This window comes from Pseudomonas sp. HLG18, from assembly GCF_051903985.1.
Classification (GTDB): Bacteria; Pseudomonadota; Gammaproteobacteria; order Pseudomonadales; family Pseudomonadaceae; genus Aquipseudomonas; species Aquipseudomonas fluorescens_BT.
In genome coordinates this window covers 1,527,499-1,549,686 of record NZ_CP195831.1, presented here as the reverse complement: position 1 = coordinate 1,549,686, position 22,188 = coordinate 1,527,499, and the positions used below count along the sequence as shown (strand labels likewise).

Below are 22,188 nucleotides of genomic sequence, written 5' to 3'. Positions count from 1 at the left end.
AAAATTCTTTTGAAATTCATGATCTCGGCCAGCAGCGCTGGCCGAGACAGTAAAACGATCAGCCGTAATTAAACGACCGGAGCACGCCAGTCATCGGAACCCGAAGTACCGGATACTTCGTGGGTCCAGGTGATTTTGCGGTAGGTGAACTGCACTTCTTCCAGATGAGTGAAGTGGGCGTTCGCCGGGTCCTGGCAGTTGTGCATTTTGTTGTTGATGGCGACGATGATCGCGTCTTCCAGTTTGGTGGTGTAGTAGTGCTCCTGGGTACCTTGAGCCGAAGTGCGGTACCACTGGATAACGATTTCGCTCATGCGCTCGCCGGAAGTCAGAGCTGCTTGCAGCAGCGGCGAAGCCTTGTCGTAGACCTTGGTGATCACAACTGGCTTGTGCACGCGCTGACCGGTTGGCTGACCGGATTGCGGGTCACGCGGGATGATCACGTCGTGGCTGAACGCCTGAACCATGACCTGGTCTTCGTGGCCTTCCTGGTAGGTGTTGCCAACGGAGTCGGCGGTGAAGGCGCCGGCAGTGATCAAGCCTTGTTTTTCGCCGGTAACCGACATGTACGCGGGTGTTGCCATGGGGTGTGCTCCTTGCTCGATAGACAGAACCGGACGGCGTGATTGCCTGCCCAGGTAGCGAAGGAGTTATCAAAAGTCGTGCCAGCAATCACATGGCCATTACCCATCAAGGGTTTACGAAGCTCTCGTGGGAATTTTCCAATTTTTTCTGTAGGAAACAGCGAAAAAGTGCGCAAGAAGTTGCGCAGTACTGTGCAACTTCTTGCGCACTTGGCTGCAGGCCTTTAAAGACAAGGCCTCCAGCGGTTTTCACCGTGCTTTTATTACGAACAACTGCGCAACTTTTTGCGCAGTTCAGCCAATCCGAAGAGAGCTCCGGAATCAGTAGTCCTGCAACGCCCTTGGCCGTTGACTGCGCTGCTGCGCCGCCGCATCCGGCGCCTGCTGCAACTGAAAGTCGAACTTCAATTCAGCGCGACGTCCCGCTGCATCTTCCAAAAACTCGACTTCCCCGACCAACCCTTCACGGGTCGCATACGCAAAGTCATCCCACAGGTATTTGTCCCCCGACAAATTGATCTGCGTGGTCAGGTGCCGATGCCCCGGTGCAGAAATGAAGAAGTGAATATGAGCCGGGCGCTGGCCGTGGCGGCCAAGCAGGTTCAGGCATTCCTGGGTTGGGCCTTGCGGGTCGCAGCCATAGCCGGACGGCACGATGCTGCGGGCGCGGTAGCGACCTTCGGCGTCGGTGATAATCCGGCGGCGCAAGTTGTACTCGGACTGGCTCTGATCGAAAAACGAGTAAGTGCCTTTGGTGTTGGCGTGCCACAGGTCGACCGTGGCACCCGCTAACGGCTGACCTTGCGGATCGAACACCTGGCCTTCGAGGAACATCACCGTGGCGACGCCCTCCTCACTGCCGTCATCCATCCGGCATTCGCCTTCGTACAGCGGCGCGCCGGCCACGTACAACGGGCCTTCGATGGTGCGCGGCGTGCCGCCGGTCAAGCCGATCTGCGCATCCTTGGCGTCCTGCAACAGGTCGAGGAAATGCTCGAGGCCGAGGCCCGCCACCAGCAACCCGGCTTCGGAGCGGCCGCCCAGACGGTTGAGGTAATCGACGGCTTTCCAGAATTCGTTTTCGCTGATCTCAAGGTCTTCGATGATCCGGGCGGTGTCCTGCAACATCCGCAGGACGATGGTTTTCAGACGCGAGCTGCCGCCATCGTTGGCAAAACCGGCGGCTTCTTCGAAGAATTTTTGCAGTTCGGCAGTGTGGGCAATCTTCACGGTCATGGTGTTCACCTCATCTTGTTGTTGTGGGGTCGAGTCCGGGCTCAGCGGTCGTCGGAGTGGATCGACGAGGGGTGGCGGCAGAGGCCGTCGATCTCGATGTCCATGTAGGGAAACAGCGGCAGCAGCATCAGGGTGTCGTGCAGCGTTTCGACGCTGGGCATGTCGAACACGCTGTAATTGGCGTAGTGCCCGGCGATGCGCCAGAGGTGGCGCCACTGGCCTTCACGTTGCAGGCGCTGGGCGAGTTCCTTCTCGTCGGCCTTGAGCTTGGTGGCAATGGCCGGGTCCATGTCGGCGGGCAATTTCACGGTCATTTTTACGTGGAACAGCATGGCGTTCTCCTTGGGGAATCAGTGCCGGCGAAAACGCGCCAGACGCTGTTCATCCAGCGTCAGGCCCAGGCCCGGGGTGCGTGGAATGTGCAGGTGAAAGTCGCGGTACTGCGGGCGCTCGGTAACGATGTCTTCGGTCAGCAACAGCGGGCCGAACAGCTCGGTGTCCCAGGTCAGTTGCCTGAGGGTGAGGAACGCATGGGCCGAGGCCAGGGTGCCGACGGAGCCTTCGAGCATGGTGCCGCCATACACAGCGATGCCGGCGGCTTCGGCGATTTGCGCGGTGCGCAACACGGCGCGCGGGCCGCCGTTCTTGGCGATCTTCAAGGCGAACACGCTGGCGGCGCCGTCGGCAGCAAGGCTGAAGGCGTCCTCCACGCTTTCGATCGATTCGTCGGCCATGATCGGCGCCGGGCTGCGCTGGTTCAGGCGAATCTGCCCGGAGCGGTTGACCCGCGAGATCGGCTGCTCAATCAGGTCGATACCGTTGTCGCCGAGCACCTGGCAGCCGCGAATTGCCTGGGACTCGTCCCAATACTGGTTGACGTCGACCCGAACGCTGGCGCGCTCGCCCAAAGCTTTTTTGATCGCCACTACGTGTTTCAGATCTTGCTCCAGCGGGTTGGCGCCGATCTTCAGTTTGAAGATCCGGTGCCGCCGCGCTTCCAGCATCTGTTCGGCCTCGGCGATGTCCCGAGCGGTGTCGCCGCTGGCCAGGGTCCAGGCCACTTCGAGGCTGTCGCGGACCCGGCCGCCGAGCAATTCGCTCACGGGCAAACCAAGGCGTTTGCCTTGGGCGTCGAGCAATGCGCTCTCGATGCCGGACTTGGCGAAGGTGTTGCCCTTGGCGATCTTGTCGAGTTTCTGCATGGCGACGTTGATGTTGTCCGCGTCCATGCCGATCAGCGCCGGCGCCAGGTGTGCATCGATGTTGGCCTTGATGCTTTCCGGGCTTTCATAGCCGTAGGCCAGGCCGCCAATGGTGGTGGCTTCGCCGATGCCTTCGATACCGTCGCTGCAACGCAGGCGCAGGATCACCAGCGTCTGGTTCTGCATCGTGTGCATCGCCAGTTTGTGCGGGCGGATGGTCGGCAGGTCGACGATGACCGCTGACAGGTTTTCAATCAGGATCCGGTTCATTTCAGTGTCCATTCAAGCGTGATCAACCGAGGTCACCGCCACCGACCGGCAGGGTCACGCCGGTGATGTAGGAGGCGTCGTCCGAGGCCAGAAACAGGATCGCGCCGACCTGTTCGTCTAGGGTTCCGTAGCGTTTCATCAGGCTGCTATCGAGGGTTTGCGCGACGATTTCCTGATACCAGGCCTGCTCCTGCGCGGACTGTTCGCCACTGTTGCGCGGAATCCGCCGGGGCGGCGCTTCGGTGCCGCCGGGTGCGGTGGCGTTGACCCGGATCCCGCGCTCGGCATTCTCGAAAGCCAGGCAGGCAGTCAGCGCGTTGATCCCGCCCTTCGCCGCGCCGTAGGGAACGCGGTTCAGGCTGCGGGTCGCAATCGACGATACATTGACGATCGCGCCGCGCCCCTGCTTGAGCATGTAAGGCAATGCGGCATGGCAGCACCACAGCGTCGGGAACAACGAGCGGCGCACTTCGGCCTCGATCTGCTCGACTTCGTAGTGCTCGAACGGCTTGGCCCAAATGGTGCCGCCGACGTTGTTGACCAGCACATCCAGGCGCCCGAAAGCATCGATGGCGGCGCTCATCACCCGAGCGCAATCGGCGTATTGCTCAAGGTCGGCGGTCAGCGACAAAACGCCCTCGCCTTGCAGTTCGTGAACCAGTGCGGAGCGGTCGACGGCGACGACGTGTGCGCCCTCTTCCAGCAATCGCTCGCACACCCGGCGACCGATGCCCTGCGCCGCGCCGGTGACCAGCGCGACCTTGTTGGCGAATCTGTTGTTCATGACAACCTCGACATTCAGAAAGAAGACTCAGGCCGCCGCGAATTTCTCGTAGTAGAAATTCGCCGGCGTGATGCCCTGTTCGCGGATGTACTGGCTGACCGCCTCGACCATCGGCGGCGGGCCACACAGGTACACGTCGACGTCGCCTTCGTTGAGGTGGCGCGGTTCGATGTGCTGGGTGACATAGCCCTTGAGCGGGTGCCGGCTCTGCGGATTGGCCACACAAGCGCCGAAGCTGAAGTTCGGGATACGCGCGGCGAAGGCTTCGAGGCGGTCAAGCTCCACCAGATCGAAGTCGTTGGTCACGCCGTAGATCAGGTGAACCGGATGCTCGCTGCCCTGCTCGGCGATTTTCTCCAGCATCGCGGTAAACGGCGCCAGCCCGGTGCCGCCCGCCAACAGCAACAACGGCCGCTTGATCTCGCGCAGGTAAAAACTGCCCAGCGGCCCTGCGAGATTCAGGCTGTCGCCGGCCTTGGCCAGCCCGGTCAGGAAGCTGCTCATCAAGCCGCCGGGGACATTGCGGATCAGGAAACTGACCTCGCCGTTCTTCTGCAACGAGCTGAAGGAATAGGCCCGGCTTTGCTCGCTGCCCGGCACTTGCAGGTTGACGTATTGCCCCGGCAGGAACGCCAGTTTGCTCAAGGACTCGCCCTTGAGCGACAGCGCGATGGTGCTTTCGGAGAGCTGCCGGACATCGCTGATCGACGCCTGATAACTCGCCTGTTCGGTCTTGCACATCTGCGAGCCGACCGGCACCCGCACCACACAGTCGCTTTCGGCGCGCATCTGGCAGGTCAGGACGTAACCCTGGGCCAGTTCGTCTTCACTCAGGGCGTCTTCGATGAAGTTGTCGCCCATGTCGTAACGCCCGGCCTCGGCGAAACACTTGCAGGTGCCGCAGGCACCGTCGCGGCAGTCCAGCGGGATGTTGATGCCTTGGCGATACGCCGCGTCGGCAACGGTTTCGTGGCCCGAGGCCTCGATGAAACGAGTGACCCCGTCTTCGAAATTCAGTGCGATCTGGAAACTCATGGTGCACCTCGCTCACAGCGTCGAGCCCGGCTCGCCGCCGTCTCGATCAGATGTGATAGATGTCGATGACCTGACGGACGTAATCGTTCTTCAGCACGACTTTCTTGGCCTTGATCAGCGGCTGTTCGCCGCGCAGGTCGAGGGTGTAGAAACTGCTGCCGAAGTAGCTGTCGGTGACCTGATAGCGAAAGCTCAGGGTGTGCCAGTTGAAGCGCACCTGGCATTGCCCTTCGCCCTGCTCGACGATCTCGATGTTGCTCAGGTTGTGCGAGGTGCGCGTATCGGGGATGGTCGCGCTGGAGCGCTCGGTCTTGATCCGGAATACCCGGTCTTCGAGGCCGCCACGGTTGCCGTACCAGATCAGCGAGATTTCGCTTTGCGGGTCTTCGGTCAGGGTGTCGTGGTCGTCCCAGGCCGGCATCCAGAAACTGGCGTCGGCGGCGTAGAGTTCCAGCCATTGATCCCACTGGCCGTCGTCCAGATAACGCGCTTCGCGGTAGAGGAAATCGCGCACGGTGTCGTAGAGATTGCTCATCACACAGCCTCCACGGGGATCAGGTTTTTATCCCTGGCGGCGGCCTCGAGCATGGTTTCCTGCCAGTACTTGTGTTGCAGCACGAACAGGCCTTCGTCTTCGGTGCGCAGGCCGGACAGCAAGGGCTTGAGGTCGATTTCCTTGGCCGCCGCGTCCGCGCCTTCGACCCAATGGGTCGCGCCACGGGACATGTCGTTCCAGCCGCGCCCGGCGCCGTAGCCGGTCTGGCACGAGCGGAATTCTTCGAGGTCATCCGGGGTGGCCATGCCGCTGACGTTGAAGAAGTCTTCGTATTGGCGGATGCGTTTGGCTCGGGCCTCCGCGCTTTCGCCTTTGGGCGCGATGCAATAGATGGTGATCTCGGTCTTGTCGACGGAGATCGGCCGGGCGATGCGGATCTGCGAGCTGAACTGATCCATCAGGTACACGTTGGGGTACAGGCACAGGTTGCGCGAGTTCTCGATCATCCAGTCGGCGCGGGCCTGGCCGAAGTCCCGGGCCAGTTCATCGCGACGCTCGTAGGCCGGGCGGTCCTCGGGGTTGGCCCAGCGGGTCCAGAGCAGCAAGTGGCCGTGATCGAACGAGTAGAAACCGCCGCCCTTCTTCGCCCAGCTGCCGGCGCTCATGGTCTTGATTTCTTCGCCGGCGTCGCGCTGCTGACGCTGGTTTTGAGTGGCGGCGTAGTTCCAGTGCACGGAGCTGACGTGATAACCGTCGGCGCCATTTTCGGCGGTGAGTTTCCAGTTGCCTTCATAGATGTAGGAACTGGAACCGCGCAGCACTTCAAGGCCTTCGGGTGACTGATCGACGATCATGTCGATGATCCTGGCTGACTCGCCCAAGTGCTCGGCGAGGGATTTCACATCGGCGTTCAGGCTGCCGAACAGAAAGCCGCGATAGGATTCGAAACGCGCGACTTTGGTCAGGTCGTGGGAGCCTTCACAGTTGAAGCCTTCGGGGTAGCCGGCCTCGCTCGGGTCCTTGACCTTGAGCAGTTTGCCGCTGTTGTTGAACGTCCAGCCGTGGAACGGGCAGGTATAGCTGGAACGGTTGCCGGACTTGTGCCGGCACAACATGGCGCCGCGATGGCTGCAGGCATTGAGGAAGGCGTTGAGTTCGCCAGCCTTGTTACGGGCGATGAACACGGGTTGGCGACCCATGGTGGTGGTCAGAAAATCGTTGACGTTGGGGAGCTGGCTTTCGTGGGCGAGGTAGATCCAGTTGCCTTCGAAGATGTGCGCCATCTCCAGTTCGAACAGCCGTGGATCGGTGAACATCTCCCGCTTGCAGCGGTAGGCACCCTTTTCGGGATCCTCTTCAAGCATGGCATTGAGGTAGTCGATTCCCAGGGACATGGCCGGGGCCTCCATTGTTATTGTTCAGGCCAAGTCAGATTAGGGAGGCAACGCGGGCGGCAATATCCGAATCCTGCAGAGCGCTATCCGTTTTGTGCAGGACGGCGCGGCAGGTGCTTCAGATTATTTCGGGGCGGGAATTCAGTGGCGGCGTTTGAAGGTCACGGACGGCAATTCGCCGAACTGCTGGCGATAGCTTTCGGAGAAACGCCCCAGGTGCAGGAAGCCGTAGTCCAGCGCCAGTTCGGTGAGGTTGCGCACCGGGCAGCTCGGATCACTGAGGCAGGCATGAATGCGTTCCAGCTTGCGCTGGCGGATGTATTGCATCGGGGTCACGCCGAGCTGGCGTTCGAACAGCGCATACAGTGAACGCGGGCTCATGTTCGCCTGGGCCGCCAGGTGTTCGGCGGGCAGATCCAGCTTCAGGTTGCGCTCTATATAGTCGAGGATCCGCTCGAAACTGACGCTCGGCGAACTCAGGCATTCACGGCTGACATTGGTGCGCATCAGCGAGATCAGTTTGCTGCCGACGATCTGCGCGTAGTGCTCCTGCACCCGCAACAACGGATCGCTGGCTTCGGCTTCCTGGCAGATCATGCCCAGCAGGTGGGTAAACCCTTCCAGCTCGTCGAGCCGGTAATGATTGCGCAGGAACCGGATGCCCCCGGCTGGATGCAGCCAGCGCTGTTCGTCGCACACCGACTCCAGCACGCTGACCGGCACCTTGAGGATGAATTTCTCGCAATCGTCGGAATAGGTCAGGTCGACCGGATCGTCCGGGTTGATCAACAGCAATTCGCCCGGCACCAGGTGTTGCTCGCGCTTGTGCCCGCGCCACAGGCAGTTGCCTTGCAGCAAGACTTGCAGGTGATACACGGTTTCCAGCGCCAGCGACGTGACGCGAACGCTGCCGCCATAGCTGATGCGGCACAGATCGAGGTCGGCGAGTTTGCGGTGGTTGAGGCTGGCTTGCGGGTGGGTGGTTTTGGACAGTCCGATGAAATGCTGGCCGACGTGCTGGTTCACATAGTCGGAGACGGCATACGGGTCAGCGTGGCGAAACACGCTGCTGCGGTCGCTCAGCAGGCGGCTGTCCATGGGCAGGGCACTCGATCTTGTCGTTATGGTGATGGTCACGGTTTACGCCATCACCGGTCACAGTACGCCGGCAAGCAGGATCGGGCAATTGGACGAAGGTTTGGCTGTCCGGTGATCGAACGGTTTCAATCACCGTTCTGTCGTGAGATCAAAGCAGACTCCACGACACCCCGACGTACATCGCCATCCCCTCACCCGGCGTGGAGCGTGCGGCGTCCAGTCCTTTATCGTCATAGCCTGGCGTAACTGTAGCGGCGTAGTGTTTGTCGGTCAGGTTGCGCATGTCCAGCCAGGTCTGCCAGTCGCCTTTCGGCGCGTTGTAACCGAGGGTCGCGCCGAAGGTGGCGTAAGGATCGGCGTAGTAGCTGTTGGCGTAATCCACTGCGACTTTCGACACCAGTTGCGTGTTGACCGCCGCGAAGAAGCCCTGCGGGAAGTCGTAACGCAATTCGCCCTGGTAGTAATGCATCGGCAAGCCCGGCAGGCGGTTGTCGCCGAAGCGGTCGTCATCGCGGTAATGGAAGTCGCTGAAGGTGTAGGCCTGGCGCAGGCTCAACTTGCCGCCATCGTTCGCTGACCACAGGTTGCTGTTGAGGCTGGCTTCAATACCTTGATGCACCGTCGGGCTGGCATTGAGTTCGTAAGGCGTGGTGGCGTTGGCGTCCGGCAATACCGAGAGCAATTCGTGGCGCACCTGGGCGTAGTACCAGGCCAGGCTCCATTCGCCGAGCGCGCTGTCGCCACGGCCGCCGAGTTCCAGGGTGGTCGCGGTCTGGTTCTGCAGTTTGATGGGGTCGCGCTGAGTGCCGGTGGCCGCACCGCTGCCGGCCGGGAACCGTACGTTCGAGCTGTAGATCAGCGACCACGGATGCGGCGCTTCGACGGAGCGGCTGAGGTTGCCGAACAGTTGCAGGTCCGGCGTCACCTGATAACGCAAGCCCAGGCGCGGCGCGTAATCCCAGTCGCCGAGGCTGGTTTTGCCGCCACCTTCCGGGTAGGTCACGGCGCTTTCGCGGCGGGTGTAGATCGCGGCGAGGCCGGTGGTCAGCCACAGGTCGTTGGCGATTTCCAGGTCGTTGCCCACATGCAGGACAGAATCTGAGCCCTGATAAGTGAAGTTGCGCATGTGCGTGCCCGGCGTATAACCAGCGGTGTTGCCGCCGGGAATCCGCACCAGTTCGCTGGCACCGTCGTTTGGCAGGTGTTTGGTCACTCGCAGGCCCACGGTGCTGTTGCTTTCCATCCCCCAGAGGGTATCGCGGCGCTTGTAGTCGAACGTGCCGCTGACATCGGTGTACGCCACCTTCAGGCGGTTGGGACCTTCGCGCAGGTCCATCGGGTAATCGTGATAAACGAGGCCGGTCTGGATGCTCGAATCGTCGTCGATGTAGTACGTGGTCTTGTTGCCGATGAAGGTGCTGCCCGGCTGATCGCGGCTGTCGTTGCGCGTCACGTAGGCCGGGTTGGCCGCGCGCGGATCGTGTTCGATGGAGTGTTTGGTCACTCGCCCGGCGAGGTCGTTGTCGGTCTCGCGGTGACGAATGTAGAAGCGGGTTTCCAGATTCGGATTGAAGCGATAACCGAAGTTGGCGATCACGCCCTGGCTCTTGCTGGCGGTGTGATCCTGATAGCCGTCGGAGTGCGCATCGGTCATCGACAGGTAGTAATCGAAATCGCCGAGCACCTGGCCCGAGCTGACTTGCCGTTGCGCATAGCCGTGGCTGCCCATGACGTAGCGCACATTCAGCAGTGGCGCGTTGTAGCCGGTGTGGCTGACGTAATCGACCGCCCCGCCAAGGGCCAGCGCACCACGATCGAAGCCGTTGGCACCACGCAATACTTCCACATGATCGAGCCACAGCGGCTCCAGCAACTCGTAAGGCGTGCCGCCGGGACCGGTCAGCGGCAGGCCGTCGAGCATCGTGTACAGCCCCGACGCGTGAGCACCGGGAGCCCGATTGATGCCCGAACCACGAATCGAGATTTTCACCCCCTCATTGCCCGCCGACTGGGCATACACCCCCGGCTGATACGCCAGCACATCCTGATTGCTCGCCACCCGCCCCTGCATCGGGCGGCGCATATCGACCACGTCGGTGCCACCGGGCACCTGTGCCAACCGGGCCTTGGCCTCCTCCAGCGAAAGGTCTTCGCCGCTCTGGTCTTCAGCCCCGATCAGCACTTGCCCCAACTCCATGCCCTGAGACTCGGCTTCCACCGGACAAGCAAGGGCCAGCCCCAGCAATGCAGCGGGCAGTGTTTTGAGCGAGGGCATCGAAAGAACTCCAGACAGAAACGGGCAGTGAGAACTGCGACGTATGAATGAACGAAGTAAACACATGGTGATTTTGTTTTTTGTCAGGTAAACAGGCGGCTGAAATGCTGAATTGTGATTTGAACGAGGGAGATGCAGGGATGGCCGAAGCAGTATTGAAGACGAAACTGGTCAATTTTCTGGCCCCCGGCGGACTCTGGGTTGGCGGGAAGGTAACGGTGACCCACTCCACGATTTTCATGAACGCCAATGCCATGAACCGTATGGTTCAGGACGGGGCTCTGGATATTGAAATCCCCATGGCATCGATTCGAAAGGTCAGCCTGGAATGGGGGTTCATGACCAAGATTGTGTGTCTGGAAACCGACTACGGCTGCTTTTACTTCCGTTGTTTCGGGGCGAAAGAGATGGTGTCAATGATTACCAAAATGTACGTGTCGCGAGCCTTGCAACGCACCTAGTGAACGGGGCTTGATTTAAATGCTCTTGAGCCCTCGGACCTCTCTGATCGGCATCAAGGGCTCGGGGCCAATCTCAGGCAGCGCCCGCGAAGTCAGCGTCCATCGCGGGCCGGTCGTAATCGAGGAGATACGCTTGATGGCGGTGATACAGCCTTGAAAGCAGTGCCTTGTTGGGCCCGACCACGTCCATCCCTCGGTCGTCGTAAGGGAAAACCATCACTCCGGCCTTCAAGTTGAACAGGTAGACCGCGCAGCGTGGATTCGGCGCAATGGCGCCAAAGTCCGTCGCCAGTGCGCACCAGAGCAATGCTTGAAGCGACCTTGCGGGCGCTTCGAATGCGAGGTTGATCCAGTACTCGGGTTCGCTTTCGCAGAACCAATCATCCATATCAGTGCGTTCACTCCAGATCGAGCGTTCTGCAGGTATCTCGATGCCAGCCGACCGAAGGGACTGAAGCAACGCTCGATGGGTAAATCGCTGGCCGCCGGAGTGAAAGCGCAGACAGGTCACGAGCGTGGGCTCGCCACTGAAAATGTCGGTGCAGATTTCGGTCGATTTTCGCAAGGCCAACAGGAACTGTTCGATCATCCCTCCCGTTTCGGAAAGTTCGAAACGCAGTCCTCCCGGGCAGGAATAAAACAGCGGCCTTGCGAAGGCCTGGTCGGTAAAAATCCGCTCGATTTCAAGATGAAGGTTCACTGAAGTCCTTTCCGGTCATTATGGCTCGGGCGGCTATCGCGCCTTATCAATTCTTGCACTTGGCCAACACTACCTGACAGGTACCGGGCGTACCGCCCGAGCGGCCGGCGTAGCGCATGCAATTATCCATGGATTTTTTCTGTGCCTGGCCCAGGGTCGATCCCCACGCCAGGCCACCCTCGCCCATCGTCGGCACCGCTTTGGCATAGCAGCGATCACCGGTGGTCGCGTAGTGAGCCTTGCTCGAACAGGACGCCGTCAGCGTCAGCAGGATCGCGCACAGGCCATACGAGCATCGGCGTACCCAGAATTCGCTCATCTCGTTTCACCTGCAGCAAGTGGGGCTGACAGGGTCAGTCTAGCCGCTATGACCCGCGAGCCGCTCATTGCTCCGTCGCCTGTCGATACTGACGCGGGGTGAACCCGGTCGAAGCCTTGAACTGCCGGGTGAAGGCGCTGTGATCGGTGTAGCCGCATCGCAGCGCCACCTCGGTGATCGGCAGTTCGGTGTGCAACAGGCGATGGGCATGTTCCAGCCGTACCTTCTGGATCATCTGCCTCGGCGTCAGGTGGAAGACCCGTTTGCAGTAGCGCTCCAGTTGCGCCACCGAAATACCGGCAATCCGGGTCAATTCACCCAGTGTCACCCGCCGATTGAAATGCGCGCGGATGTGTTCATCGACGGCCGCCAGGCGCTGAAACGCCGGATGGGTTTCGCTGGCCGATTGCAGGTCCACCGAAATCCCGGCGAGGCCGATGATCTCGCCGTCGCGGTTGTACAGCGGGCGCTTGTGCGTCAGGCACCAGCCCGGCTCGCGACTGCCGTACAGATGCAGTTCCAGTTGATCCTCCAGCACGAACCCCTCTTCCAGCACCCGACGATCCTGCTCGGTATAACCGGGCCCGAGTTGCGCCGGAAACACCTGCGCACTGGTTTTCCCGAGCAGCGGTTTCAAGTCTTTCAGGCCGCAGCGTTGCACCAGCGTGCGATTGGCCAGGACGTACCGCGCCTGCACATCCTTGATGAAAATGACCGCGTTCGGAATCACGTCCAGCATCGGCAACAGCGGCGCCACGCCGGCCAGCAGCGCGTCGAGGGTATGAGGACGCTGGCGCTCATCGCCCTGACAAAGGATCGCAAACGCGTTCTGCATGTGAAGGTCTTCCCCGGTGAATGGATCGGCCTGAAGTGTTCGCGTGCAGATTGCAGCAACGTTCGAAGCGTGTCGAGCGCCGCTGTCTTTCTTCGCAACTGTGCCGAATTCGTCATCCAGAGCTGCGCAAAACATCAATCGCCCGACGCCCGATGAGTTCACTGTTTAGCCGTTCCAGTGACTCACACCTGCCTATCCAATAACTCACAAGAAGGCGATGCCATGTCAGGCCAAGGCAAGTTCAAAAAACAACTTTCATTGATCGACCTCACCTTTATCGGACTGGGGGCGATCTTCGGTTCCGGCTGGTTGTTCGCGGCCAGTCACGTCTCTGCGATTGCCGGGCCGGCGGGGATATTTTCCTGGCTGCTGGGCGGCTTCGCCGTGTTGCTGCTGGGCATCGTCTACTGCGAACTGGGCGCGGCCTTGCCAAGGGCTGGCGGTGTGGTGCGCTACCCGGTTTACAGCCACGGGCCGCTGCTCGGTTATCTGATGGGTTTCATCACGCTGATCGCGTTTTCCAGTCTGGTGGCAATCGAGGTGGTTGCATCGCGCCAATACGCGGCGGCCTGGTTTCCGAGCCTGACCAAGGCCGGCAGCGGTGATCCGACCCTGCTCGGCTGGCTGGTGCAGTTCGGCCTGCTCTGCGTGTTCTTCCTCCTCAACTACCGCAGCGTGAAGACCTTCGCCAAGGCCAACAATCTGGTGAGCGTGTTCAAGTTCATCGTGCCGTTGCTGGTGATCGGCGTGCTGTTCACCTTCTTCAAACCGGAAAACTTTCAGGTTCAAGGCTTCGCCCCCTTCGGGCTCTCGGGCATCGAAATGGCGGTTTCCGCCGGCGGCGTGATCTTCGCCTACCTCGGCCTGACCCCGATCATCTCGGTGGCCAGCGAAGTGAAAAATCCCCAGCGCACCATCCCGATTGCGCTGATCCTGTCGGTGCTGCTCTCCACTGCAATCTACGTGCTGCTGCAAACGGCTTTCCTCGGCGGCATCCCCACCGAATTACTCGCCAATGGCTGGGCCGGGGTTTCCAAGGAATTCGCCCTGCCGTACCGCGACATCGCCCTGGCGCTGGGCGTGGGCTGGCTGGCGTATCTGGTGGTGGCGGACGCGGTGATCTCCCCCAGCGGCTGCGGCAACATCTACATGAACGCCACGCCTCGGGTGATCTACGGCTGGGCGCAGACCGGCACGTTCTTCAAGGTCTTCACCCACATCGACGAGAAGTCCGGGATCCCGCGTCCGGCGCTGTGGCTGACCTTCGCCCTGTCGGTGTTCTGGACCCTGCCGTTCCCTTCCTGGGAAGCGCTGATCAACGTGGTCTCCGCCGCGCTGGTGCTGAGCTACGCCGTCGCTCCAGTGACCGTCGCCGCGCTGCGGCGCAATGCACCCGACATGCCGCGCCCGTTCCGGGTCAAGAGCATGGGCGTGCTGGGGCCGGTGTCGTTCATCATCGCGGCGCTGATCGTTTACTGGTCGGGCTGGGACACCGTGTCCTGGCTGCTCGGCCTGCAAATCCTGATGTTCGTCGTCTACCTGCTTTGCGGCCGCTTCGTGCCGACCGCCCACCTCAGCCTGTCCCGGCAAGTGCGTTCGTCGGCGTGGCTGATCGCGTTCTACGGCGTGACCATCGTCCTGTCGAAACTCGGCACCTTTGGCGGCCTGGGCATCCTCACTCATCCGTTCGACACCCTGGTCGTCGCGGCCTGTGCGATGGGCATCTATTACTGGGGCGCCGCCACCGGCGTACCGGCGCACCTGCTGCGCCTGGAATCGGAAGAGGATGAAAGCGAAGTCGCTTCGCCGTCCCCTGCCTCCGCCACCAATCCGCGCACTGCCGGCGCTTACTGAAATCACTCAACGGGACCTGTCCATGAAACGAGTACACGTCATTGATTCCCACACCGGCGGCGAACCCACGCGTCTGGTGATGAAGGGTTTTCCCGATCTGCCCGGCAACACCATGGCCGAAAAGCGCGACGCCCTGCGCCACCAGCATGACCAGTGGCGCCGCGCCTGCCTGCTGGAACCGCGCGGCAACGATGTGCTGGTGGGCGCGCTGTATTGCGAGCCGGTGTCGCCGGACGCCACCTGCGGCGTGATCTTCTTCAACAACGCCGGCTACCTCGGCATGTGCGGCCACGGCACCATCGGCCTCGTTGCTTCGCTGCAACATCTGGGGCTGATCGCACCGGGCGTGCACAAGATCGACACGCCGGTCGGCCCGGTCAGTGCAACGCTGCATGAAGACGGCGCCGTGACCCTGGGCAACGTGCCCGCCTATCGCTCACGCAAACAGGTGGCGGTGCAAGTGCCGGGATACGGCCGTTTCCTTGGTGATGTGGCCTACGGCGGCAACTGGTTTTTCCTGGTCAGCGAACACGGCCAGACGCTGACGATGGACAACGTCGAAACCCTGACCGACTTCACCTGGAAAATGCTCAAGGCCCTGGAGGACCAAGGCATTCATGGCGAGGACGGCGCGGTCATCGACCACATCGAACTGTTCGCCGATGACGCCGAGGCCGACAGCCGCAACTTCGTCATGTGCCCCGGCAAGGCCTACGACCGCTCCCCTTGCGGCACCGGCACCAGCGCCAAACTGGCGTGCCTGGCCGCCGACGAAAAACTCGCGCCGGGCGAGCGCTGGGTGCAGGCGAGCATCACCGGCAGCCAGTTCGAAGGCCGCTTTGAATGGGAAGGCGAACGCATCCGCCCCTACATCACCGGCCGCGCCCACATGACCGCCGACAGCACGCTGCTGATCGACGAAACAGATCCGTTCGCGTGGGGCATCTGAGCCGCTGCGCTGCTTTTCCAAACCTCTCTGAATGACCGTTCCAAGGAGAACAATAATGAGCGACAACATCTTCACCGGCTGCATGCCCGCCCTGATGACCCCGTGCACCGCCGCACGCAAACCGGACTTCGATGCGCTGGTGGCCAAGGGTCGCGAGCTGATCGATATCGGCATGAGCGCGGTCGTGTATTGCGGCTCCATGGGTGACTGGCCGCTGCTCACCGAAGCCGAGCGTCAGGAAGGCGTGGCGCGGCTGGTGGGTGCCGGGATTCCGACCATCGTCGGTACTGGCGCCATCAACACTCGTGAAGCGGTGTCCCACGCGGCCCATGCGGCGAAGGTCGGCGCGCAGGGCTTGATGGTGATTCCACGGGTGCTGTCCCGAGGCGCTTCGCTCGCCGCGCAGAAGGCGCACTTCTCCGCGATTCTGCAAGCCGCGCCGAACTTGCCGGCGGTGATCTACAACAGCCCTTACTACGGCTTCGCCACCCGCGCCGACCTGTTCTTCGAACTGCGCCGTGAATACCCGAACCTGATCGGCTTCAAGGAATTCGGTGGTGGCGCCGACCTGCGCTACGCCGCTGAAAACATCACCTCCAAGGATGATGACGTGACCCTGATGGTCGGTGTCGACACCCAGGTCGTGCACGGTTTCGTCAACTGCAACGCCACCGGCGCCATCACCGGCATCGGCAACGCGCTGCCCCGCGAAGTGCTGCAACTGGTGGCGCTGAGCAAGCAGGCGGCCAAGGGTGATGCCAAGGCCCGGCGTCAGGCGCGGGAGCTGGAATCGGCGCTGGCGGTGCTGTCGTCCTTCGATGAAGGTACGGATCTGGTGCTGTATTACAAACACCTGATGGTGCTCAACGGCGACAAGGAATACACCCTGCATTTCAACGAGACCGATGCCCTCAGCGACTCTCAGCGTCGGTACGCGGAAGCCCAGTACACGCTGTTCCGTCACTGGTACGAAAACTGGTCGGCGCAGCAGAGCTTCGCCTGACCTGCCGCTGCGCTCAAGCCCGCCGCCCCCCACGGCGGCGGGCCTTTTCGTGACCTGCTTTATTGATAAGGAATGCGCCATGACCCTGACGGGCCAACTGCTGATCGGTCAGCAAACCCTCACCGGCGACCGCGACGTTATCCGAGGGATTAATCCCGCTACCAACTCGCCTTTGGAACCGGGTTACGCCGGCGGCTCTGCCGAACATGTCGAGCAGGCCTGCGCACTGGCCTGGGCGGCGCTCGACCGTTATCGCGAGACATCGCTCGAGGCACGGGCCGAATTCATTGAAACCATCGCGGGCGAAATCGAAGCCCTCGGTGATGAACTGATTGACCGCGCCCTGGCCGAAACCGGCCTGCCGCGCCCGCGCCTTGTGGGTGAGCGGGGCCGTACCTGCCAGCAACTACGGCTGTTTGCCCGCACCGTGCGGACCGGTGAATGGCTGGATGTGCGAGTCGATACCGCGCAACCGCAGCGCCAGCCAATGCCGCGTTCGGATCTGCGTCAGCGGCAGATTCCACTGGGCCCGGTGGCCGTGTTCGGTGCGAGCAACTTTCCACTGGCGTTCTCAGTGGCGGGCGGCGATACCGCTTCGGCACTGGCCGCCGGCTGTCCGGTGATCGTCAAGGCCCATGGCGCCCATCCCGGCACTAGCGAACTGGTTGGCCGTGCCGTTGCGCGGGCGGTTAAGGCCTGTGATTTGCCGGAAGGTGTGTTCTCGTTGTTGTACGGCTCAGGCCGTGAAGTCGGAATCGCGCTGGTCAGCGATCCACGGATCAAGGCCGTCGGCTTCACCGGTTCGCGTAGTGGCGGGCTCGCGCTGATCAAAGCGGCTCAGGCACGGCCCGAGCCGATTCCGGTGTACGCGGAAATGAGTTCGATCAACCCGGTGTTGCTGTTCCCGGCAGCGTTGCAGAATCGCGCCGAGGCGTTGGCCCAAGGTTTTGTCGCTTCGCTGACGCTGGGTGCCGGTCAGTTCTGTACCAATCCCGGTCTGGTGATCGCCCGCAAAGGGCTGGCGCTGGACGCCTTCATCGGCGCCGCCAGCGAACTCATCCAACGCAGTCCTGCGCAGACCATGCTCACGCCGGGGATCTTCAATGCTTACGAATCCAGCGTGAATGCCCTCACGGAAAATACCCGGGCGCGTATTGCCGCCGTCGGCCAGCGAGCAACGGACCCGAATCAGGGCCAGGCCCATCTATTCGTCACCGATGCCGCCGAATTTCTTGCCGATCACACCTTGCAGGACGAAGCCTTTGGCGCCGCGTCCTTGATCGTGCAATGCGCCAGCGACGCGGAAATCCGCCAGGTGCTCGAACAGCTGGAAGGCCAACTGACCGCCACGCTGCACTTGGATGACGAGGATCTGCAACAGGCCCGCGCCTTGCTGCCAACCCTGGAACGCAAGGCTGGACGCTTGCTGGTCAACGGCTGGCCGACCGGCGTTGAAGTCTGTGATGCGATGGTGCATGGCGGACCGTTCCCGGCGACTTCCGATTCGCGCACCACGTCGGTGGGTACGGCGGCGATCCTGCGTTTCCTGCGCCCGGTCTGCTATCAGGATTTTCCCGACAGCCTGCTGCCAACCGCGCTCAAGCAGTCCAATCCACTGTCGCTGCGACGCCTGCTCGATGGCCAAAGGGAAACCGTGAAAAATGCCAAATAGCCCGCACGACATCGCCGTGGTCGGCGCAGGCATCATCGGCGTCGCCAGTGCCCTGCGCCTGGCCCGTCAGGGCTTGCGGGTGGTGGTGATCGACCCGCAGGAACCCGGTCACGGCGCATCGTTCGGCAATGCCGGTCATCTGGCCACCGAGCAGGTGTTTCCAATTGCCGACCTGTCGATTCTCAAACGCTTGCCGGCCATGCTCATGGACCCGATGGGCCCGCTGCGCCTGGACTGGAAATACCTGCCCCGCGCCCTGCCCTGGTTTGCGCGGCTGTTGCTGAACCTGCGCTCGGCGCCGTTCCAGCGCACTGTTGCCGGTTTACGCGCGCTGAATGAAAGATCGCTCGACGCCTGGCAGCGCTTGCTCAAAGACATCCAGCGCCCCGAGCTGCTGAAGATGGAAGGTTCGCTGCTGGTGTTCGAACGCCCCGACTCACGCACGGCCCTCGAAGCATTGCAGCGACGCCTGCAACAGCAACAGGTGCCAGTCGACTGGTGGCAGGCCGGCGCGGTACGCGAGACCGCGCCGCAACTGAGCGAACAGATTCAGGGCGGACTGTTTTTCCCGAACACCGGGCATTTCATCGATCCCCACCGTGTCGTGCGTGAGTTGGTGGAAGCGGCGAAAGCCAGCGGCGTGCAGTTTGTGAAGCAGCAGGTTCAGAGCGGACAACTGAACGAGCATGGCGTCAATCTGATGACCGGGGCCGGCGCCCTATCCGTTCGCCAGGTACTGATCGCCTGCGGCGCCCACTCGGCAAAACTCACGGCCGCACTGACCGGCAAAAACGTCCCGCTGGATACCGAACGCGGCTACCACCTGATGCTGCCCCACGAACACAACCGACTGCCCTTCCCCGTCACCTCGCTGGAACGCAAATTCATCATGACCCCGATGTCCGAAGGGCTGCGCCTGGCCGGCACCGTCGAATTCGCCGGCCTCGAAGCCCCGCCGACCATGGCTCGCGCCTGGCAACTGCATCGGTTGAGCAAGGGGTTGTTTAGTGAGGAACTGAGTGTCGAGGCGGCCACACCGTGGATGGGTTTTCGGCCGTCGCTGCCGGACTCGTTGCCGGTGATCGATCGGGTGTGTGACGGGAGGGTGTTGCTCGCATTCGGGCATCAGCATCTGGGGCTGACGCAGGCGGCGGTGACGGCGGAGATGGTTGGGGGAATGGTGTTGCCATCGACGCAGGACACCGCTCGTAGGCTTCCGTTGAACGAGCCCTATCGACTGGATCGCTTTTGAGTGGCGGTCTATCGGGCGCCCTGCTGATATTCACGGGGCGTACACCCGAACTCTCGACGGAACACCGTATGCAGGTACTGCGCGGATTTGAAACCGCACGTGCGGGCAACGTCTGCAATCGCCGTGTCGGTTTTTTCCAGCCCGCGGGTGGCCGCCGCCAGTTTGAAACGCAGAATCTCGTCATGCACGCTGCAGCCTCGCACCGTGCGAAAGTGCGACTCCAGCGAGGAGCGCGACACGCCGACATAAGCCGCCACTTGCGCGGTCTTGATGCCCTGGCAGGCATATTGGCGGATGAACAGCAGCGCCTGCATGACGTAAGGGTTACCCAACGGTTGATGCAAGCTCGACATCTGGACGTTTATCGCTTCAGGCGGGATCAGGACATGCTCGCCCGTTGACGGCTTGCCGTGCAGCATCTGGTGCAGCAGTTGCGCGGCGGTGCGGCCCATGGTTTCGGTGCCCTGGATCACCGAACTCAGGGGGACCCGGGTCAGGCTGCGGGTCAGCGGGTCGTTGTCGATGCCAATCAACGCCACCTGCTCCGGAACGGCGATGCCGGCGGTCAGGCACGCTTGCAGCAACTGCCGGGCGCGGGCGTCACTGACCGCGATGATGCCAATGGGCTTGGGCAGGCTTTGCAGCCAGGCGATTAGTTGTTCGACGGCGCTGTCCCACAGCGGTGCACTGGTGCCCATGCCGCGATAGACCTCGGCGCGCAACCCGTCCCGGTGCATCAATCGCAAAAAGGCCTTTTCGCGCTCCTGAGCCCATCGGTTCGCCTGCGCCTCAGGCAGGCTGAAGCAGGCGAACCGTTGCAGCCCGGCCTCGATCAAGTGCTCATAAGCCATTTTGATCAGCGCGTTATTGTCGGTCGCGACGTACGGGACCCCTTTGGGGTAGGCCCGCTCATCCTGATAAGAACCTCCCACCGCCACCACGGGCAATTTGATGTCGGCCAGCGCCTCGCCAATCAGCGGGTCGTCGAAGTCAGCAATGATGCCGTCGCCCTGCCAGCGCTCGATGCCCTTCAACCGGCAGAGAAAATCCTCTTCCAGGAACAGATCCCAGGACGCGCGCGTGCTGCTCAGGTAGTTGCCGATGCCGCTGATGATGCCGCGGTCATAGATCTTGCTCCCGTTGAACAACAGGGCGATGCGGTGAACAGGCGGTATGGTTTTCATTGTTTTTTATGCTGTTCCGGGCCCCTTGCCGTAGAGGCGGTCTGCACAGACTAGGCGCGCAGCAGGCGAATCTCAATACGCAAAATCGCACTGCGCGTTGGTGATTTTCGTAATCGGCAGGCACAGGGCCGTTGCTAGTATCGGGACACGCCCAAGAACAACAACCAAGAACAACAAGGACATTGCCAATGCCGTACTTCCCCAATGTCGAGCGGATTCGCTACGAAGGTCCTGCCAGCGACTCTCCCCTTGCCTTCCGTCACTACGACGCCGACAAAATCATCCTCGGCAAACCCATGCGCGAACACCTGCGCATGGCCGCCTGTTATTGGCACACCTTTGTCTGGCCGGGCTCCGACGTGTTCGGCGCCGGGACGTTCAAGCGCCCGTGGCAACACGCCGGTGACCCGATGGAGCTGGCCATCGGCAAGGCGGAAGCCGCGTTCGAGTTTTTCTCCAAACTGGGTATCGACTACTACTGCTTTCACGACACGGATGTCGCCCCCGAAGGCCACTCGCTGAAGGAGTACCGCAACCACTTCGCCCAAATGGTCGATCACCTGGAACGCCATCAGGAAGAAAGCGGAATCAAGCTGCTGTGGGGCACCGCCAACTGCTTCAGCAATCCGCGCTTTGCCGCCGGCGCCGCCAGCAACCCGGATCCTGAAGTGTTCGCCTGCGCCGCTGCCCAGGTCTTCAGCGCCATGAACGCGACTCAGCGCCTCAAGGGCTCCAATTATGTGTTGTGGGGCGGCCGAGAAGGTTACGAAACCTTGCTCAACACTGACTTGAAGCGCGAGCGCGAGCAACTGGGGCGCTTCATGCGCATGGTGGTCGAGCACAAGTACAAGATCGGTTTCAAAGGCGACCTGCTGATCGAACCCAAACCGCAGGAACCGACCAAGCACCAATACGATTACGACAGCGCCACGGTGTTCGGTTTTCTCCAGCAGTTCAGTCTGGAAAAGGAAATCAAGGTCAACATCGAGGCCAACCACGCGACCCTGGCCGGTCATAGTTTTCATCACGAGGTAGCGACGGCCGTCTCGCTGGGGATTTTTGGCAGCATCGACGCCAACCGGGGCGACCCGCAAAACGGCTGGGACACCGATCAGTTTCCCAACAGTGTCGAGGAAATGACCCTGGTCACCTATGAAATCCTCAAGGCCGGCGGTTTCGGCAATGGCGGGTTCAACTTCGACTCCAAGGTACGCCGCCAGAGCCTCGACGAGGTCGATCTGTTTCACGGTCACGTCGGCGCCATGGACGTCCTCGCCCTGTCGCTCGAGCGGGCCGCCGCCATGGTGCAGAACGATCAGCTTCAGCGACTCAAGGATCAACGCTACGCCGGCTGGCAGCAGCCGTTCGGCCAGTCGGTGCTGGCGGGTGAGTTCAATCTCCAGTCACTGGCCGAGCACGCCTTCGCCCACGAACTGAACCCGCAGGCCGTCAGCGGCCGCCAGGAAATGCTCGAGAACGTCGTCAACCGGTTTATCTATCGCTGATCGCCAACGGGGGACTGCAGGCGCTGTGACATTTGCGCGACAAATCTGTAGTCCGTTTCTCCTGCTGATTCTCTACAGTT

21 protein-coding genes are annotated in these 22,188 nt (G+C 61.7%); 7 read left to right on the top strand and 14 right to left on the bottom strand.

Annotated elements, in window-relative coordinates; all coding sequences use genetic code 11:
* Positions 1 to 68: 68 nt before the first annotated feature.
* The 10 genes from ACSPX5_RS06965 to ACSPX5_RS06920 form a co-directional block, all read right to left on the bottom strand.
* Complete coding sequence (locus ACSPX5_RS06965; RefSeq protein ID WP_439821266.1) at positions 69 to 584, bottom strand: Hcp family type VI secretion system effector; 516 nt, start codon at positions 582 to 584, stop codon at positions 69 to 71.
* A 321-nt stretch (positions 585 to 905) separates the two neighbouring features.
* Complete coding sequence (catA, locus tag ACSPX5_RS06960) at positions 906 to 1,820, bottom strand: catechol 1,2-dioxygenase (protein ID WP_439821265.1); 915 nt, start codon at positions 1,818 to 1,820, stop codon at positions 906 to 908.
* A 41-nt stretch (positions 1,821 to 1,861) separates the two neighbouring features.
* Positions 1,862 to 2,152 (bottom strand): muconolactone Delta-isomerase, encoded by a 291-nt coding sequence (gene catC, locus ACSPX5_RS06955; protein WP_439821264.1) that lies wholly within the window; start codon positions 2,150 to 2,152, stop codon positions 1,862 to 1,864.
* 18 nt (positions 2,153 to 2,170) lie between these two features.
* The gene (locus ACSPX5_RS06950; RefSeq protein ID WP_439821263.1) at positions 2,171 to 3,292 is read right to left on the bottom strand and encodes a muconate cycloisomerase family protein; all 1,122 of its coding nucleotides are present in this window, start codon (positions 3,290 to 3,292) and stop codon (positions 2,171 to 2,173) included.
* A gap of 22 nt (positions 3,293 to 3,314) precedes the next feature.
* Positions 3,315 to 4,076 carry a 1,6-dihydroxycyclohexa-2,4-diene-1-carboxylate dehydrogenase gene (locus ACSPX5_RS06945; protein ID WP_207867793.1) on the bottom strand — a complete coding sequence of 254 codons (762 nt, stop codon included), beginning with the start codon at positions 4,074 to 4,076 and terminating at the stop codon, positions 3,315 to 3,317.
* Between the two features lie 27 nt (positions 4,077 to 4,103).
* Positions 4,104 to 5,111 carry a benzoate 1,2-dioxygenase electron transfer component BenC gene (benC, locus tag ACSPX5_RS06940; RefSeq protein WP_439821262.1) on the bottom strand — a complete coding sequence of 336 codons (1,008 nt, stop codon included), beginning with the start codon at positions 5,109 to 5,111 and terminating at the stop codon, positions 4,104 to 4,106.
* 46 nt (positions 5,112 to 5,157) lie between these two features.
* Positions 5,158 to 5,646: a benzoate 1,2-dioxygenase small subunit gene (gene benB, locus ACSPX5_RS06935; RefSeq protein ID WP_439821261.1), complete on the bottom strand. Its 489-nt coding sequence runs from the start codon at positions 5,644 to 5,646 to the stop codon at positions 5,158 to 5,160.
* A complete protein-coding gene (gene benA, locus ACSPX5_RS06930) occupies positions 5,646 to 7,001 on the bottom strand; it encodes a benzoate 1,2-dioxygenase large subunit (RefSeq protein WP_439821260.1) in 1,356 nt (451 codons plus the stop codon). Before benA ends, benB begins: the two co-directional genes overlap by 1 nt.
* 141 nt (positions 7,002 to 7,142) lie before the next feature.
* Entirely contained in the window at positions 7,143 to 8,099 is a 957-nt protein-coding gene (locus ACSPX5_RS06925) for an AraC family transcriptional regulator (RefSeq protein ID WP_439821259.1), read from the bottom strand.
* Between the two features lie 148 nt (positions 8,100 to 8,247).
* Positions 8,248 to 10,374, bottom strand: a complete 2,127-nt coding sequence (locus ACSPX5_RS06920; protein WP_439821258.1) for a TonB-dependent receptor family protein — start codon at positions 10,372 to 10,374, stop codon at positions 8,248 to 8,250.
* Between the two features lie 140 nt (positions 10,375 to 10,514).
* Between ACSPX5_RS06920 and ACSPX5_RS06915 the strand changes: the two genes are divergently transcribed.
* Positions 10,515 to 10,835, top strand: coding sequence for a hypothetical protein (locus ACSPX5_RS06915; RefSeq protein WP_169430005.1), 321 nt, complete (start codon positions 10,515 to 10,517; stop codon positions 10,833 to 10,835).
* A 73-nt stretch (positions 10,836 to 10,908) separates the two neighbouring features.
* Here the strand turns inward: ACSPX5_RS06915 and ACSPX5_RS06910 are convergent, their stop codons facing one another.
* The 3 genes from ACSPX5_RS06910 to ACSPX5_RS06900 all read right to left on the bottom strand — a co-directional run bounded on the left by ACSPX5_RS06910 (position 10,909) and on the right by ACSPX5_RS06900 (position 12,689).
* Complete coding sequence (locus ACSPX5_RS06910; RefSeq protein WP_439821257.1) at positions 10,909 to 11,535, bottom strand: DUF3885 domain-containing protein; 627 nt, start codon at positions 11,533 to 11,535, stop codon at positions 10,909 to 10,911.
* Between the two features lie 46 nt (positions 11,536 to 11,581).
* Positions 11,582 to 11,854, bottom strand: coding sequence for a hypothetical protein (locus ACSPX5_RS06905; protein WP_169430003.1), 273 nt, complete (start codon positions 11,852 to 11,854; stop codon positions 11,582 to 11,584).
* 64 nt (positions 11,855 to 11,918) lie between these two features.
* Positions 11,919 to 12,689 carry a helix-turn-helix domain-containing protein gene (locus ACSPX5_RS06900; protein ID WP_439821256.1) on the bottom strand — a complete coding sequence of 257 codons (771 nt, stop codon included), beginning with the start codon at positions 12,687 to 12,689 and terminating at the stop codon, positions 11,919 to 11,921.
* Between the two features lie 222 nt (positions 12,690 to 12,911).
* On the opposite strand from ACSPX5_RS06900, the gene ACSPX5_RS06895 reads away from it, so the two are divergent.
* From ACSPX5_RS06895 to ACSPX5_RS06875, 5 genes are all read left to right on the top strand, one after another.
* The gene (locus tag ACSPX5_RS06895) at positions 12,912 to 14,543 is read left to right on the top strand and encodes an APC family permease (protein ID WP_439821255.1); all 1,632 of its coding nucleotides are present in this window, start codon (positions 12,912 to 12,914) and stop codon (positions 14,541 to 14,543) included.
* Positions 14,544 to 14,565: 22 nt separating this feature from the next.
* Entirely contained in the window at positions 14,566 to 15,492 is a 927-nt protein-coding gene (locus ACSPX5_RS06890; protein ID WP_207867809.1) for a 4-hydroxyproline epimerase, read from the top strand.
* 55 nt (positions 15,493 to 15,547) lie between these two features.
* On the top strand, positions 15,548 to 16,495 hold the full coding sequence (locus ACSPX5_RS06885; protein WP_439821254.1) for a dihydrodipicolinate synthase family protein: 948 nt from the start codon (positions 15,548 to 15,550) through the stop codon (positions 16,493 to 16,495).
* Between the two features lie 79 nt (positions 16,496 to 16,574).
* Positions 16,575 to 18,167 carry an aldehyde dehydrogenase (NADP(+)) gene (locus tag ACSPX5_RS06880; RefSeq protein WP_439821253.1) on the top strand — a complete coding sequence of 531 codons (1,593 nt, stop codon included), beginning with the start codon at positions 16,575 to 16,577 and terminating at the stop codon, positions 18,165 to 18,167.
* Positions 18,157 to 19,419 (top strand): NAD(P)/FAD-dependent oxidoreductase, encoded by a 1,263-nt coding sequence (locus tag ACSPX5_RS06875; protein ID WP_439821252.1) that lies wholly within the window; start codon positions 18,157 to 18,159, stop codon positions 19,417 to 19,419. The genes ACSPX5_RS06880 and ACSPX5_RS06875 overlap by 11 nt, the downstream gene beginning before the upstream one ends.
* 8 nt (positions 19,420 to 19,427) lie before the next feature.
* Here the strand turns inward: ACSPX5_RS06875 and ACSPX5_RS06870 are convergent, their stop codons facing one another.
* Positions 19,428 to 20,603 carry a XylR family transcriptional regulator gene (locus tag ACSPX5_RS06870; RefSeq protein WP_439821251.1) on the bottom strand — a complete coding sequence of 392 codons (1,176 nt, stop codon included), beginning with the start codon at positions 20,601 to 20,603 and terminating at the stop codon, positions 19,428 to 19,430.
* A 188-nt stretch (positions 20,604 to 20,791) separates the two neighbouring features.
* Between ACSPX5_RS06870 and xylA the strand changes: the two genes are divergently transcribed.
* The gene (gene xylA, locus ACSPX5_RS06865) at positions 20,792 to 22,108 is read left to right on the top strand and encodes a xylose isomerase (protein ID WP_439821250.1); all 1,317 of its coding nucleotides are present in this window, start codon (positions 20,792 to 20,794) and stop codon (positions 22,106 to 22,108) included.
* Positions 22,109 to 22,188: the final 80 nt, after the last annotated feature.